This window comes from Pseudoalteromonas sp. ABV4_021, assembly GCF_056159365.1.
In genome coordinates, this window is the sequence record NZ_JBSWVB010000001.1 from 1,637,234 (window position 1) to 1,653,713 (window position 16,480).

Below are 16,480 nucleotides of genomic sequence, written 5' to 3' on the forward strand. Positions count from 1 at the left end.
ATTTTAATTGTCACACTAGCGCCATGTTTATTAATCCATAAATGTGACGAAGCGCACTAATCTTTCCTCGTACTCAAGTGTGCTAGCATAAATGCATTATAGCCTGTCATTTATTATCTAAATATGACTCACCACCCCACGATGCTGGGAGTGCTTGGCGTTTATATTCTTCGATGCGCTCAAGAAACAATTTACACAAAACCATTAACTCTGGTTCAGAATAAAGTGATTGATAATTAGTGTGCGCTTTTTGCCAATCCCTATCGCAATACGCTGAAAATGCCAGTGCTAAGGTCTGTTGGTGCATTGGGCTTTCAAAATAACAATAGATATTTATGGCCTGCGACTTACCTTTTAATACCACTTTGTCAATTAAGGTAAAATGGGATTTGTCGTTTAGTTGTTCATAAACAGCTTGTCCAATCAATAAATCACTGCCGTACAATCTATTGGCGCTTTCTAGGCGCGCCGCTTGGTTTACCGCATCGCCAATGCAGGTGTAATCAAATAAAATATCTGAGCCAAGATGGCCAACGATAACTTCGCCATAATTTATACCTATACGCAGTTTTAGTTCAGGCAACCCCTGGCGCTTTAATTCTTCACTGAGTTTTACACAAGTTGCATTCATTTCAATTGCCGCTGCAACCGCTTTTTCAATCGAGTTTTCACAGGCTACTGGTGCACCCCAAAATGCCATTACCGCATCGCCTAAATATTTATCAAGGGTGCCTGCGTGTTTTACGATAATGCGACTGTGCGCTGTCAGCACCTGATGCAAAATATCCGCAACTTGTTCAGCCTGAGTTTGCTCTGCAAGCTTGGTAAACCCAGCTAAATCAGCAAATAAAATCGCTAAAAATTTACGCTCGCCCCCAAGCTCTAACTTTGTAGGGTTGTCTTTAAGCTCATGCAATACCTGAGTGGATACATAGCGTGAAAACGCAGTGGTAATAAACTGCTGCTGTCTTTGCTGTTTTCGAAAGCCAAGGACAAAGTAAAAGAAATAACTACTGATTGCTATCGCACACAAACTTACTACCGGAAGCGAAACACTATGATAAAACGCAAAAAGTGAAATAATCACAATGAAACTAAGTAACTTAGCCAAACCTAGTAGTGATTTTTTCAACGACGCTGCAGTAAATAGATAACTTGCAAACAATGCAACCAACAAAGCGAAAAATGCGGTTTGCAATACAGTTAACGTTGAAATGCTTAACCCGCTTTGTACATTAACAATCGCGTTAGCATGCACCTCAACACCCGACATTGTATTGCCAGATAACCAGGAAAACGGCGTTCGATAACGGCCAATGGCCGTATCACCAAAACGCGTATTGGCAAGGATATCGATGCCTACTAATACAATTTTGTCTTTGAAAATATGATCGGGTAACAGATTTGCATTTGCAGCATTGACGAAAGGCATTGTTACAAAGCTGTTTGTATCGCCAATGAAGCGAATTCGGGTATTATCTGTGGGGTTTTGTGCGCTAAATTCATAACTTATACTGTTGCTACCATGCGGTAAACGTCTTACCACACCATCAAGATCAGATGACAATTCAAAAGACTTAATTTTTGCACCCGCATCTCGATAATAATTCAATAAAGAATCGTCCTGCCTACCTTGACGCTTTGCAAGATAAACGGGCAAGTTGCTCGCTGTTATACTGCTTGAAAAACTATTAGCTTCTTTCTCATTTGCATTAGGTAAAGCATCTATAGGTAGATTTAATACAACCGCTTTTGCGCCTGCCTGATTTAACCGTTCTAGTAAATTAGTGTAAAAACCTGCAGGCCAAGGCCAACTAGTTTGATAGTGGGCAAAACTTTGCTCGTCGATTGCGACAATTACAATGTCAGTTTTACTGACTTTGGCGGGGATAATACTGGATTGTGCATCAAATGCCGTATTTTCGAGTTGCTGCCAAGCATCACTTTGTGACAAAACGTACACACAACAAACACTTATTAACGACGATAACAGGCTATACAACAACCACTTTTTGCCAACCTGATTAAACATACAAGTAATTAACCTTGAAATATGGGGTCACGCGTTGTGTTAGCCTTTTGTAAGCAAAGTTTGACTTTACTGAACGTTTATTCACCTTCCGCTTCTAACAAGGTGACAGGCTCCATTAAACGTTCTGTGGTTTTTTCTAACCGTACCGCCAAGCCCTCGATTATGCGTGCGGCAATACCCGCGTTATTCGCTAACATTTCTTCAAAGCGTTCGCGCTCGTATACTTGTAATACGGTATCTTCCGTTGCAATGGCGCAACAACTACGCAATGAGTTTGTGATAATCGCCATCTCACCTAAAAACTCACCCTCGCCAAAGTAACCTAATACCACGGATTGCCCCATTTTCGATTTGACCAACTTAATTTTACCTGAGCGGATCACATACATACACTCTGCCTTGTCGCCTTGTTGAAACAAGGTTTGACCTTCTAATAGGGTTAATTCGCGGGTCATAGTATTCCTTACTTGTAAATTGACTTTAGGCTAAATTATCGCGATTAAACAAGGTGCTGTCTACGACTTAATGACTAACTAAAATCTTTTTCACATTAAAAAAGGAAGCCAATGCTTCCCTTTAATAAGATTACAACAAGCGGTTCTTTTAGAACTGTGCTGTTAGGTTGATTTGATACATATCGTAATCTAAATCGTTATCAAGGTTTGTACCGTAGCTACCCGATAAAGCCCAGTTGGTATTAAAGTAATAACGTCCACCAATTTGAATATCATCTGATTTATTAACTGATGCAAATACTGATAAACCTTCATTAAAATAATAGTTTGAACCTAATAACCAATGATCGAAATCACCTGCATCAATATCAAGGTTTACGGTTACGTAACGGCCTTGGCCAAGCTCTGCATAGTATTTGGTATCTAGGCTTAAATAATCAAATTCCTCATCTACTGATGCCGTAAAGCCAACATAATCCGTTGTGTTTAAGCTTAAATTATATTGTGCCGTTGCATAAAAGCTGCCATCAGAACCTGAAACATCCGTATCACGATAATGAATACGTGCAATTAAATCAGGTGTAAATAAATAACCAAATGACGCTTCATAAGAATCAACATCGCTCCAATCTGAATCTGTGCGGCTGTAATTAGCACCCGCTACAAAATTGTTGAAGAAATATTCACCGCGTGCGCCAATACTATCCACATACTCATTATCGCTATAAAACGCGCCAATGTTAGATTTGGTATTAATGTAAGAAAATTCGTTGTATGGGCCCAGTGCTTTACGCGCATCAAAATAATATACAGAATCAATGCTTACTATTTCACTGTCTTCAATATCTGTATATGACGCGTTTGAAATTGACTGGTATTCATTTGCACAGGCTGCAAATGATGAAAGCGTAACTAAACTCGCTAATAGTGTTTTTTTCATGCTACTTTCCTTGTGTAGTGATTTTCTCGACAGTGGGTATTATAGAAAGCATTGAATCACGTACAACTACAGCGCCATTTACATTAAATCAATAATATCCTTTTCTATTCATAGACTTAATGCTTTTTAATCAGATTTAACACCGGATTTACAATGGCGTTTATTAATTATCTCGCACTGTAGAGATCTCTTACACGACTTTAAGACAAAACACCCGCTTATAGAACGAAAAAAGGAAGCCACAGCTCCCTTTAAAATTAATGATTTACAGTGCATTTACAAAGGTACGTGTAACACGCCTTCCATTATTACGCGTGCACTACGGCTCATACTGGCAAACTCGGCTTGCCAATCAGAATCAGTTTCAACTGTTTTTGCGCCGACTTTCATGGTGCCTGATGGATGACCAAAATTCACATCTGAAATGTCACCGCCACCAGCGGCTAAGTTTACTAACGTACCATTCGTCACTGCAGCACACGCAATGGCAACAGCCGCGGTCCCCATCATCGCATGATGCAGTTTACCCATAGAAAGTGCGCGCACATTTAAATCAATGTCAGCACTATTTACCATATCGCCGCTTGAACTGATGTAATCTTGCGAAGGCGATACAAAGGCAATTTTAGGTGTGTGCTGGCGGGTTTTCGCCTCACTTGGATCACTAATTAGCCCCATTTTAAGCGCCCCTGCGACACGTAGCTTTTCAAAAAATGCTAACTTATCGCTGTCGCTATTGATGTCTTCTTGTAGCTCCACACCGGTGTAATTAATATCGCTACTATTAACAAAAATAGTTGGAATACCGGCGTTAATCATGGTTGCTGGAATATCGCCTAATCCGTCAATCGTTAGAGTATCGACCAAATTCCCGGTTGGGAACATGTTTTCACCCTGCGGAGATGGCGCTAGAAATTGCACTTTAATTTCGCTACTAGCAAACGCCACGCCGTCGAGTTTGAAGTCGCCAAATTCGTTAACTTCGCCGTCTTTAATCGGTACTTGTACCACCAGCGTTTTTTCGATGTTTTTTTGCCAAATGCGTACTTCAACATCGCCGTTTTGAGGAATACGTGACGCATCCACTAACCCATTATTAATCGCAAATGCACCCACAGCTGCCGTTAGGTTACCGCAATTACCACTCCAATCAACGCTTGGTTTATCTATTGCGACTTGACCAAATAAGTAATCCACATCGTGATTTTCTTTATCGCTTTTCGCAACAATCACGGTTTTACTGGTACTTGATGTGGCACCACCCATACCATCAATTTGCTTTTCGTAAGGATCGGGGCTGCCAATTACACGCATTAGTAGTTTATCGCGAAATTCGCCAGGCACTTGCGCTTCAAGCGGTAAATCACTGAGCTTAAAAAACACCCCTTTACTGGTGCCGCCACGCATATAGGTTGCAGGAACTTTATATTTTGTTGTCATAGTGAGATATAGCAGCGATTAACTCGCTGCTGTCTCCGCTAAAAAGTCTTGTGCAAAGCGTTGCAATACACCACCCGCACTGTAAATAGAGACTTCTTCCGCAGTATCTAAACGACACGTTACCGGCACTTCAACCACTTCACCATTTACACGATTAATAATCAGGGTTAAATCACAGCTTGGTGATGGCTCGCCAATGACATCAAAGGTTTCTGTACCATCAATCTCAAGGGTTTTACGGGTAGTCCCTTCTTTTAATTCCAGCGGCAACACACCCATACCAATTAGGTTAGTGCGGTGAATACGCTCAAAGCCTTCAGCCACAATGGCTTCAACCCCAGCAAGACGCACACCTTTTGCAGCCCAGTCACGAGATGAACCTTGGCCGTAATCAGCACCGGCAATAATAATTAGCGGCTGTTTACGTTCCATATAGGTTTCAATTGCTTCCCACATACGGGTCACTTTGCCTTCTGGCTCAATACGCGCAAGTGAACCTTGTTTCACTTCACCATTCTCTAATACCATTTCATTAAACAGTTTAGGGTTAGCAAAGGTTGCACGCTGTGCCGTTAAGTGATCGCCACGGTGCGTTGCATATGAGTTAAAGTCTTCTTCTGGTAAGCCCATTTTGGCTAGGTATTCACCTGCTGCACTGCTTGCTTGAATCGCATTTGACGGTGATAAGTGATCCGTCGTAATGTTATCGCCAAGTACAGCAAGTGGACGCATGCCCGTCATAGTACGCGGTTTAGCAAGTGCACCTTCCCAATATGGCGGACGACGAATATACGTACTCATTTCGCGCCAATCGTATAACGGGTTATTGTCTTCACCATAATCCACGGTTAAGTCGAACATTGGCGTATACACCGCATTAAATTGCTCTGGCTTCACGCTTTGTGCAATTACCGCATCAATTTCTTCATCGCTTGGCCAAATATCATTTAAGCGAATTTCTTTACCTTCACTTGATACACCCAATACATCGTTTTCAATATCAAAACGAATACTCCCTGCGATTGCATAAGCAATAACCAGTGGTGGCGATGCTAAAAATGCTTGGTTAGCATGAGGATGAATGCGGCCGTCAAAGTTACGGTTACCTGAAAGTACCGCAGTCGTGTATAAATCGCGCTCAATAATTTCTTGTTGAATAACAGGGTCGAGTGCGCCACTCATACCATTACACGATGTACAGGCAAAACCCACGACGCCAAACCCTAAGTTTTCAAGCTCTGGTAATAAGTTTGCTTCTTCTAAATAGCTTTTAACCACTTTAGAACCCGGCGCAAGCGAAGATTTAACCCAAGGTTTACGGGTTAAGCCGAGTTTATTGGCATTGCGCGCAATTAAACCTGCGGCAATCATATTGCGCGGGTTTGATGTATTGGTGCAGCTAGTGATAGCTGCCACAATTACCGCACCATCTGGCATTTGTGTATCTGTATGCGAATAATCACCTAATAAATCGGTGTTTTTAAGTTCATTGGTTGCTACACGGCGATGCGGGTTAGAAGGCCCTGCGATATTTCGGCCAACTGCACTCAAATCAAAGGTTAATACACGCTCGTATTTAGCCTCAGTCATTTCCGATGCCCAAAGGCCTGTGGTTTTTGCGTATTCTTCTACTAGCTTAATTTGACTGTCTTCACGGCCTGTTAGCTTTAAGTAATCAATGGTCTTTTCATCAATGTAGAACATGGCCGCTGTTGCGCCGTATTCTGGCGTCATATTCGAAATGGTTGCACGATCACCTAAATTTAAATGCTGCGTACCTTCACCGAAGAATTCAAGGTAAGTAGACACCACTTTTTCGTTACGTAAAAACTCGGTAATTGCTAACACAATATCGGTTGCGGTAATACCTGGCTTACGCTCACCGACAATTTCAACACCGACAATGTCTGGTAAACGCATATACGAGGCACGGCCTAACATCACACTTTCCGCTTCAAGGCCACCGACACCTATAGCAATAACGCCTAATGCATCAACATGCGGTGTATGGCTGTCAGTGCCCACCAGAGTATCTGGAAAGGCAACGCCATCGCGCGCTTGTACAACAGGTGACATTTTCTCAAGGTTGATTTGGTGCAAAATACCGTTACCTGGTGGGATAACATCAATATTTTTAAATGCCGTTTTCGTCCAATTAATAAAATGGAAGCGGTCTTCATTACGGCGATCTTCAATTGCACGGTTTTTTTCAAACGCGTCTTTATCGTAACCACCGTGCTCTACAGCAAGGGAGTGGTCAACAATCAGCTGTGTTGGCACAACAGGGTTAACTAGTGATGGGTCGCCGCCTTGCTCTGCGATAGCATCACGAAGGCCCGCTAAATCAACCAGTGCGGTTTGGCCTAAAATATCGTGACACACCACACGTGCTGGAAACCACGGAAAATCAAGATCGCGCTTGCGCTCAATAAGTTGTTTTAACGAATCAGTAAGTTTTGCAGGCTCGCAGCGGCGAACTAAATTCTCGGCAAGCACTTTTGAGGTATAAGGTAATTGTTGATAACTACCCGGTGAAATGGCATTCACCGCAGCTTCAACATTAAAATAGTCTAGGCCTGTATTGCCTAGCTTTTGACGGTATTGGGTATTCATATGGGCTCCACAACAAACTCGGAGTAAAGGCATGCTATGCATGCCTTGATATAATGCTTAGAGATTAACGCGCTGAAATAGGTGGCACTTCCCGTGCTTCAGGGCCTGTGTAATCAGCACTTGGGCGAATAATACGGTTATTAGCACGTTGCTCTTTTACATGTGCTGTCCAACCTGTAACACGGCTCATTACAAAGATTGGCGTAAATAGCGCTGTTGGAATACCCATAAAGTGGTACGCTGATGCATGGAAGAAATCCGCATTACAAAATAGCTTTTTCTCACGCCACATAACTTCTTCACAGCGAACAGATACTGGGTAAAGCACCTCATCGCCTACTTCTTTTGCAAGTAATTCAGACCACTTTTTGATGATCACATTACGCGGGTCTGACTCGCGATAAATTGCGTGACCAAAGCCCATGATTTTCTCTTTACGCTCAAGCATGCCCATTAGTGCATCTTCTGCTTGGTCTGCGCTTGTGAAGTTTTCAATCATTTCCATAGCAGCTTCATTTGCACCACCATGAAGTGGACCACGAAGTGAACCAATTGCACCCGTTACACACGAATGAATATCAGACAGTGTTGATGCACATACGCGCGCTGTGAACGTCGATGCGTTAAATTCATGCTCTGCATATAAAATTAACGATACATTCATTACCTTAGCAAATAGCTCGCTAGGCGCTTTGTCGTGTAATAAATGTAAGAAATGCGCACCAATTGAATCATCATTCGTTTCAACATCAACACGTACACCATCGTTCGAGAAGCGATACCAATAGCAAATAATACTTGGGAATACTGCGACCATACGGTCGATATGGTCGTTCACATCGTTAAAGTCAGTTTCCATTTCAAGGTTACCCAACATTGAACAACCTGTACGCATTACATCCATTGGGTGCGCTGTTTTAGGAATAGACTCTAAAACACTTTTTAGTGCGGCTGGCAAACCACGCAGTGTTTTTAGTTTCGCCTTGTACTCATCAAGTTGTGCTTGATTTGGTAATTCGCCACGGCTTAAAAGGTACGATACTTCTTCAAATTCAACTTTATCCGCAAGCTCTGAAATATCATAACCACAATACGTTAAACCACTGCCTGATTTACCAACTGTACATAACGCTGTTTCACCAGCAACTTGACCACGTAATCCTGCTCCGCCTAATGCTTTATCTACCATTTTCCTGCCCCTTATTTATTATTCTGAAAAAGTTTATCAAGTGTGTTTTCAAACGAGTGGTAATCTAAAAAGTCATACAACTCGGCGCGAGTTTGCATTGAATCAATTGCGTTTGCTTGCGAGCCTTCACTTAAAATTGTGTTATATACATTAAGCGCTGCTTTATTCATTGCTCTAAACGCACTTAGCGGGTAAAGCACCATGCCTACACCCACTTCTTCTAATTGGGTTTTTGAATAAATCGGTGTTTGGCCAAATTCAGTAATATTGGCAAGAATAGGCACATTTAACGCGTCGCTAAATGCTTTATAGTCTGCTAGGTCGTGTACTGCTTCTGCAAAAATTGCATCAGCACCTGCTTCAATACATGCAGCTGCACGGTCGATTGCGGCATTTAACCCTTCTTTTTGAAACGCATCGGTACGCGCCATAATGTAAAAGTGCTCATCAGTTTTTGCATCAACCGCCGCTTTAATGCGGTCAACCATTTCTTGCTGACTTACAATTTCTTTATTTGGACGGTGGCCACAACGCTTTTGCGCGACTTGATCTTCAATATGAAAACCCGCTGCACCTGCTTTTGTCATTTCTTTTACTGTACGGGCAATATTAAATGCACCACCCCAGCCTGTATCGGCATCGACGAGTAGTGGTAAATCAGATGCACTGGTAATACGGCGAATATCTTCAAGCACATTATCTAAACTTGTCATGCCTAAATCGGGTAAACCGTAACTGGCGTTGGCAACCCCTGCCCCTGATAAGTAAATGGCTTTATGCCCTACCTTCTCTGCCATCATTGCAGTATAAGCATTGATAGTGCCGACCACTTGAAGCGGTTGGTTCTCTGCTAATGCTTGGCGAAACTTCAAACCTGCTGACATGTATGTCTCCTTTGAACGGTATTTTTATATTTGTACGCTAGCGTTACGCTAACTAAATTTGTTTACACTTTTATTGGCATCACACATTACTGAAACTTACGTTCAATATTGTTACCTGATGCCGCGATATGTCTTTTCATTAATAATTCGGCTAATTCGCCATCGCGCGCTGCAATGGCATTAATAATAGCCAAATGCTCATCAAATGCTTTACTAACACGTGGGCCATTCATGCCCATTTGCACTCGGTACATACGCACTAATTGGTATAATTCGTTGCACAATAGATTTATTAAATGGCTGTTTTTGCTGCCTTTAATAATGCGGTAGTGAAAATCTAAATCACCTTCTTCTTGGTAGTAAGACTCCCCTTGGCGCACCCGTTGTGTCGACAAATGATCATCAAGTAAGGCTTTTACCTGATTGATTTCATCATCTGTCATATTGGTTGCTGCTAAACGGCACGCCAGCCCCTCAAGGGCACTGCGCACTTGATAAATTTCATCTAACTTTTCTGGGGTGAGCGAAATTACACGGCAGCCCACATTAGCTTTACGCTCAATTAAATGACAACTTTCTAAACGGTTAAGTGCCTCACGCAGGGTTGCGCGGCTAACTTGATGTTTCTTGGAGAGTTCTGGCTCAGAGATTTTCGAACCTTGGGCTATTTCGCCTTCCACAATGGCTTGGCGAATGTCGACAAAAACCTTATCAGACGCTGTTTTTACTTCATTTTCCAATTTAAAACCTAACTATTGTCGACAATAACTAGGGTTAATATAGGAGTGTTAGCTCAAGAGATCAACAGATTGTCGACAATTTTAGTGATTTATTTTGTCCAATTAGACTAAAGAGGGATGAATTGTCGACACTAAAGAGTAAGTAGAAACAACTTGGTGTGCGATCCACAACTAATGTAAACACTATAACAACCATTAAACTATGAATATGCACTCAAACCTTAATGCTGATTCATTTCATTAAACCGCTTGATTCAAGAGCCCCTAGTTGTTCACGTTAAACGCCAAAAAATGTGGGCCATCGCTAAACCCACTGCCTACTTCTAACTTCGTTCACATAACGCCATTTAACTATTAAAGGCCTTTAAAGCGTGGTGCCACAAATCGCATTACGTTCTTCTAAGTTCTTAACTAATCTGTGATTACACGCCTTAGCAAAATGATGTTTCGCATCTTCCGATTGTTTAAATTGGTTACCGATCACAGCAAATAATTGTAACGATTTACTTGCTAGGTTTGACCAAAGTAACTCATAGGCAAACGATGTCATCATGCCTTCATCTAATGTGTATTTGTTGGCTTTAATATCGGTTAATAGCTTTTCAAAGGTGCCAGTGGTAATCGCTTTGGTTAATGCAAGCGCAACGTCATTTTCACGATTAGGTGCCTGCTCGCCATAAAGCACCTTGGCAATATCCCCTACTAGTTGGCGTTTCAACTGATAACTCATACCATTATTGCTAAGTAGAATAACGCTGTGTTTATCATCTATAAGACGCAGCACCATGCTGCTGTAGCCTTTTATTTTGCCATCATACATATGGACATTCACATTATGTGAGTCTGTAATTGGCAATTTGCCTACTCGCCAGCTGTAAGGTAAATCAGGGTTAAACAATTGGCGCTTGCTTTGTTCATTAATGAGTTCTGTGCCATAAAGCGCTAAATCAAATCGATATAAATCATCGGCGCTACTATAAATGGCGGCACCTGCACCAAATAATTTGTAGTTGTTGTCTGGTTCACGTTTATAGCCACCAGCATCTTGCCATTGGTGCGCTTTAATCACGCGATCACTTTGTGTATTACCAGGGGCAACACCAGAATGCGTCATATTCAATGGTGCTAAAATGTTGGTTTTTAGACTCTGTGCAAATGATTGCCCTGTGACTTTTTCAATGATTTTACCTAACAGAAAATACGCAGGGTTTGAATAATTGTGCTCTTCACCAGGCTCAGCGCTTAACGGCATATTTGCTATAACATCAACAAATGCCTGCTCAGTGGTTACTTTGTGAAAGTCACGATTAAACCAGTTATTCAGCGTAAAATGATTAGGTATACCCGATGTGTGGTTCAACAAATGGTGTAAAGTGATTTGTCGCCCAATATCATTATCAAATTCAGTAAAATAGTCGGCCAATGTACTTTCAAGCGTAAGTTTGCCTTGCTCTTTAAGTTTAAGCACTAACGTGGCTGTAATGGGTTTACTAAGCGATGCAATTTGAAACGAACTGTTTACGCTAAGTGGTGTACGATTGTCATAATTGGCAAAGCCGTATGCCTGCTCAAATATTTTTTCGCCCGATTGAGAAACCAGTAACACACCTTCGAATGCACCATATGAAACGTAACTGTTAATTACGCTTTCGATAGCGCTTTTTGTTGTTTGTGTTGTGGGCTGTGGTTTAGCACAAAGGCTAAAAGATAAGGCAAGCCCTATGGTCGCAGACGCGATTTTTGCTGTTAACACAATTAAGTTCCCTGTTTTTGCATAGCGTTAGATGGGGTTTAGTATCTATTGCTTAATTACACTCAGCAAATCGAAATTGTATATAAATATTAATGGGTTATTAGAGCACGCTGCTTTTTACGCTAAAACTTGAAAGCCAACATCGACGATTTTCAATCGCTAAGTAATAGACTTGTTGCAACAAGCATTTAAATGCTTGGGCTATTACAAATTGCTACGTTTAGTTATTTGTTGTACTACGCGTTAAATATAAAAACACACCGAGTGATGCAAGTAAAAACGCAGTGCTAATAATAATGGCTACGGGATAATATAAGTTACCAGCTAGTTCAAGCTGGCTATATTTAATAACCATAATCAGCCCCTCTAATGACAGCGCGATACTCACTGTACCAATAAAGCGCGGAATTGTACCACGCAAACTTTCAATAGCGTTGTTGCTTTCTTCAGCCACCGAGTATTCTTTATGGATCACTAACGCTAGCTCAAACACTGCCAATGCAATAATGCCTGTATTAATGCCGTTTAAGAAGATTTGGGTAACGTCTTCACCTGCCAAAATGCCGCTTAATGTCGATTTACCAAGTGAGTACAACAAGGCTAACGCCATGCCTAAAAATATAAACACAAAGATTTTAGCAATTACAAAACGGACTTTTTGAAACAGGTCATTACTCATAAACTCTCCAGCAACATTTATCTAAATACCAATACATCTCAACATATCGCGTATTATTAAACAACAGGTTAGCTAATACGCTTTGTTATTAAAAGTAATCTGCAGCCCGTAATAAATGTGAAAATTGAAGTTAAAAAAAGATGCGAAAATATTGTGCTTAATGAGTTTAAGCGTGCGATATGAATATCAATCTAATTGGCTTGTTATGTGCATTTGTTGATTTCTGCTAACTCTAAATCAATATTGGCAACAATATAACCATACTCTTTTTTAGATAATTCTTTAGACTGAAACTGTTGCTTAGCTAAATCATGATTCCAAGCTTTACCACAAGGTGCCGCAGGGATAGCGGTATCAACCTTTAGAAGATATATATCTTGTTCTTGAACAACGCCACCTTTTTTTACAATACTTTTGGCACAAAGGCTTAAAGCATACTCAACCGCAAATTTATCTACACTTGGCATTCCAATAAACTCAACATCACAACCAAGTTTTTTATTACCCTTAGTATCAACATAATAAAGTTGTCCTGACGTTGTACAGGCTGAGCAAGTAAAGGCTACAAAGATTAAAAAGATATGTTTAATACTCACAGGGACTCCTTGTACCAACGCCCGCATTTGCGGCTTGTTTGGAGCGCAGCGGAAAGCCAGTCCGACAACATGCGCTTGTTAGGCATTTGTTCCACCGAGCAAAAGCTCTGAATCAACTAGCTTCGGATCGCGATATTTAGGATTTTCTAATAAGACTTTTAGAACAAAGCGGAGGTAATCTACCGCAAGGGTATGAGTTGTAGTCTCTTTATTACCTTCAAGCTTGATAACTCGCTTTTTGTCCAGTTTTTTGCTTCCATGCACAATTGCCGAACGATATGCATATATACTTTTAATATCTTTGAAAGCTTGCTGTGGTGTCTTATTGAAACTGCTATCCAGATTTACCAGAGCTCCCACCCTCATCGCCAATTTATGAGTCATTTCTTGATTGCCATCATCCGAAAGTAAAGCTTCTAGTGCGATAGTTGCATCAAGTACAGAATCCTCCTCACTATCTCGTACAAGACACTGATTTAACCGTTTAACTGATAAATCAATTGAGTTTTCCTCAGAGTCTGATAGCAAACCAAATATTTTACTAATGATATCCATTTCATTATTCGCAACTAATGGTACAGATTCAGTGTTCCAGTAATAGTCTTCGAAAATTGCCGGGTAAGAACGCGTAGTAGTTCCAACAATATGAGGTAGGTCAGCTTTACAATGACTAATCCAAGATTTAGCCAGAGAAAAAACTTGAGCGTATCCTGTGCTTATGTCTTTAACTAGGCGAATCGAAGCAAAGAACTTGTTAATTCGTTCAATTGGATATGCTCTTATATTATATAAAGAATTAAAATCCATCGAACATGGACTGTTCTTTACCTCCCAGCCTTTTAAGACTAACGCATGCGTTGCTGAAGAAAGTACCGAGTCATGAACGCTAACATTATAGGACTTTATATTATATCGAGCTAGATGCTCTTGCTGTGTCAATCGCCTAACCTCAATCACATCGGATAAGGCATATGAATCAAACTCAAAGTTAACAAAAAGAATTGGTATAACGATATCAATTGGTAACGTATCTAGATATATAAAATTTTGTATATCACAAATTACATCTTTGGCCTTATCTTCATCGTACTCAAAGCTGTCATTCAAATGTATATATCGTTCAACGGCATCTTTTACAATAGAGTGAATAAATATAGTTCTAACATCTGGGAATTTATCATCCTTTATTTCTTTCCATTGTTCCATTATGAATCGACTTTCAAGATCTTCATTTGATGTCACAAATTCTAAAAACTTGCCAAATGATGCTATATCTGATTCGTTAATTTCACCCTCTTTGGTCCCAAAGCAATTTCTATACTCTTTCGCGCCCTGAAAACTCGAAGAAGATAAGTTAGGAAGACCGTTTTTTCTTAATGATATTGAAGGCCACTCATAATACGTGCCAATATATTTTTTAGAAGCTACTGCATCGGCTACTTCGGTTAGGCCGTCTTTCATCGCAGCTCTCAAGAGCACGCCAAACTCTTCTCGGCTATTTTCTATTTTTTTAAAAATACTATCTTCTGATTCCATTCTTAAAACCTAAATAGATTAAATCTTCAAGTGTGCCTAACGCCTCATTCAGAGGCAATAAAATAGCTGGTTAAAATTAGCGAGGCACGAGCAAAAACCAGCTGTTTTTTGTCCTGCTGAAATGACTTGTTAGGCAGTTTTTTGGGAAGCAATATATTCAGCCCCCTGCTTTATAAAAGCTCTAAACTCGTCCTCTGATATTGAATTATGTCCAGCATTATATGCATCATATTTTCCAGTTAAACGGTTATATATTGAAGATGTACAGAAAAAGACAAAAGATCCATTTAGAAACCTTTGTGCGCGACGAGCACTATCCGGTAACGGATTTCCTTCGAATTCATGGTACTCCCAGCTTGTGTAGTCACTATAAACCCCAGGGTAAACTTCAGTTAATTCTTCAGAAATGCCTTTATAGCCGAGAGTATTCGGAATCCCTGTCGGATCTATTTCATTAGACTCTAATCTAAAGTAATCCCATGAAGGATCGACACCAAATGATTCATAAGTCAATTTTTTAGGGTTTATAAGTTCAACCATTTTTTCACTAACATGAAGAGCTATGAATCCTTCTTCTTTAGCGAGAGATGCACCAATAATTGTATGGCCACCACCATTTGGATAAAACATATGGTTGAGAGATCTTGCTTTAGACAATTCATTTATAACTTGAACAATAGAATTTGTGTCTGTCCAAGTTGTTCGCTCTGGCGTACCTAGCGGGAAAAGCTTTTCTTGAAGTTCAAACCATTCTTTTAGGTTGCGCTCTTCAAAGTCTTTGTTTAGCGCTATCCACTTTTCTAGTTCTGTAATAAAGGTAGAAATAGATGGGCGATCTTCAGGATTATTGTCTGTTGCTTCAGTAAGAAGTTGATCTAAAGAAGTTAAATATAATTCACTATGATAGTGCTTTAGGCCTAGAATACTATTTGCGATGTACTGACCATCAAAGCCTCTTTCTTCACCAGAAAGAGCTATCCATAGTGTTTTAGCAAAAGAATATACATCAGCACTTTTACCATCAGCTTCATAAGCATAGCGTCTCATTTCTGGTGCCATTGTAAATTTTGCACCTACATCCCTTTTTTTAGGTGTAATTGATTCTCTTTTGGGGTATTTGACTAAACCAAAATCAGTAAATACTAGCCTTTCGTTTAGAAAAAGTAAGTTTTCTGGCTTAATGTCTCTATGTGCTATATCTAAATCATGCAGTTCGTTTAAACTTCTCGCCAATTTGACGAAGTCATTGGCAATATTAAGCGGTGTTTTATCTTCTATATATTTATCAAAAGGCTCTGCTAAAGGCATGACAAACCAAGGGGTTCCTCCTGCCTTACTTTCTGGTATAAATGAATCTAATATCTTTATAACACCTTCAATTTTAACCTTTCTGAGAACGGCCTCTTCAATCGAAAACCTCTTAAATGTTACATCATCAATATTTTTTAAAGCTTTTAAAGCAAAAAACTCACCATCTTTATTTTTTACCTTCCATACGTCACCATTACCACCTGCACCAAGTTTTTCAATGAGCTTCCAAGCCCCTACATTTCGATTTTTCTTGAATTTCAGTTTCGTCACCATGGATTGGCATACTCCCTTACTGCCTAACAATTTAATATC

13 protein-coding genes are annotated in these 16,480 nt (G+C 40.3%); all 13 read right to left on the reverse strand.

Annotated elements, in window-relative coordinates:
- Positions 1–106 precede the first annotated feature (106 nt).
- On the reverse strand, positions 107–2,032 hold the full coding sequence (locus tag ACXAFE_RS07725) for a CHASE2 domain-containing protein (RefSeq protein WP_475150964.1): 1,926 nt from the start codon (positions 2,030–2,032) through the stop codon (positions 107–109).
- Between the two features lie 77 nt (positions 2,033–2,109).
- Positions 2,110–2,487, reverse strand: coding sequence for a Crp/Fnr family transcriptional regulator (locus ACXAFE_RS07730; protein WP_475150969.1), 378 nt, complete (start codon positions 2,485–2,487; stop codon positions 2,110–2,112).
- A gap of 148 nt (positions 2,488–2,635) precedes the next feature.
- Positions 2,636–3,427 carry a putative porin gene (locus ACXAFE_RS07735; RefSeq protein WP_475150971.1) on the reverse strand — a complete coding sequence of 264 codons (792 nt, stop codon included), beginning with the start codon at positions 3,425–3,427 and terminating at the stop codon, positions 2,636–2,638.
- Between the two features lie 276 nt (positions 3,428–3,703).
- Positions 3,704–4,867 carry a 2-methylaconitate cis-trans isomerase PrpF gene (prpF, locus tag ACXAFE_RS07740; RefSeq protein ID WP_475150973.1) on the reverse strand — a complete coding sequence of 388 codons (1,164 nt, stop codon included), beginning with the start codon at positions 4,865–4,867 and terminating at the stop codon, positions 3,704–3,706.
- 18 nt (positions 4,868–4,885) lie between these two features.
- Positions 4,886–7,480 (reverse strand): Fe/S-dependent 2-methylisocitrate dehydratase AcnD, encoded by a 2,595-nt coding sequence (gene acnD, locus ACXAFE_RS07745; RefSeq protein WP_475150975.1) that lies wholly within the window; start codon positions 7,478–7,480, stop codon positions 4,886–4,888.
- A gap of 64 nt (positions 7,481–7,544) precedes the next feature.
- Positions 7,545–8,669 carry a bifunctional 2-methylcitrate synthase/citrate synthase gene (gene prpC, locus ACXAFE_RS07750; protein WP_475150977.1) on the reverse strand — a complete coding sequence of 375 codons (1,125 nt, stop codon included), beginning with the start codon at positions 8,667–8,669 and terminating at the stop codon, positions 7,545–7,547.
- Positions 8,670–8,680: 11 nt separating this feature from the next.
- Entirely contained in the window at positions 8,681–9,553 is an 873-nt protein-coding gene (gene prpB, locus ACXAFE_RS07755) for a methylisocitrate lyase (RefSeq protein ID WP_010559978.1), read from the reverse strand.
- An 86-nt stretch (positions 9,554–9,639) separates the two neighbouring features.
- Positions 9,640–10,293 (reverse strand): GntR family transcriptional regulator, encoded by a 654-nt coding sequence (locus ACXAFE_RS07760; protein WP_010559977.1) that lies wholly within the window; start codon positions 10,291–10,293, stop codon positions 9,640–9,642.
- Between the two features lie 364 nt (positions 10,294–10,657).
- On the reverse strand, positions 10,658–12,046 hold the full coding sequence (locus tag ACXAFE_RS07765; RefSeq protein ID WP_475150980.1) for a serine hydrolase domain-containing protein: 1,389 nt from the start codon (positions 12,044–12,046) through the stop codon (positions 10,658–10,660).
- 220 nt (positions 12,047–12,266) lie between these two features.
- Positions 12,267–12,725: a hypothetical protein gene (locus ACXAFE_RS07770; protein WP_475150982.1), complete on the reverse strand. Its 459-nt coding sequence runs from the start codon at positions 12,723–12,725 to the stop codon at positions 12,267–12,269.
- 203 nt (positions 12,726–12,928) lie between these two features.
- Entirely contained in the window at positions 12,929–13,321 is a 393-nt protein-coding gene (locus tag ACXAFE_RS07775; protein ID WP_395388866.1) for a hypothetical protein, read from the reverse strand.
- 78 nt (positions 13,322–13,399) lie between these two features.
- The gene (locus ACXAFE_RS07780; RefSeq protein ID WP_475150985.1) at positions 13,400–14,857 is read right to left on the reverse strand and encodes a hypothetical protein; all 1,458 of its coding nucleotides are present in this window, start codon (positions 14,855–14,857) and stop codon (positions 13,400–13,402) included.
- A gap of 129 nt (positions 14,858–14,986) precedes the next feature.
- Positions 14,987–16,441: a protein kinase domain-containing protein gene (locus tag ACXAFE_RS07785; protein WP_475150987.1), complete on the reverse strand. Its 1,455-nt coding sequence runs from the start codon at positions 16,439–16,441 to the stop codon at positions 14,987–14,989.
- Positions 16,442–16,480: the final 39 nt, after the last annotated feature.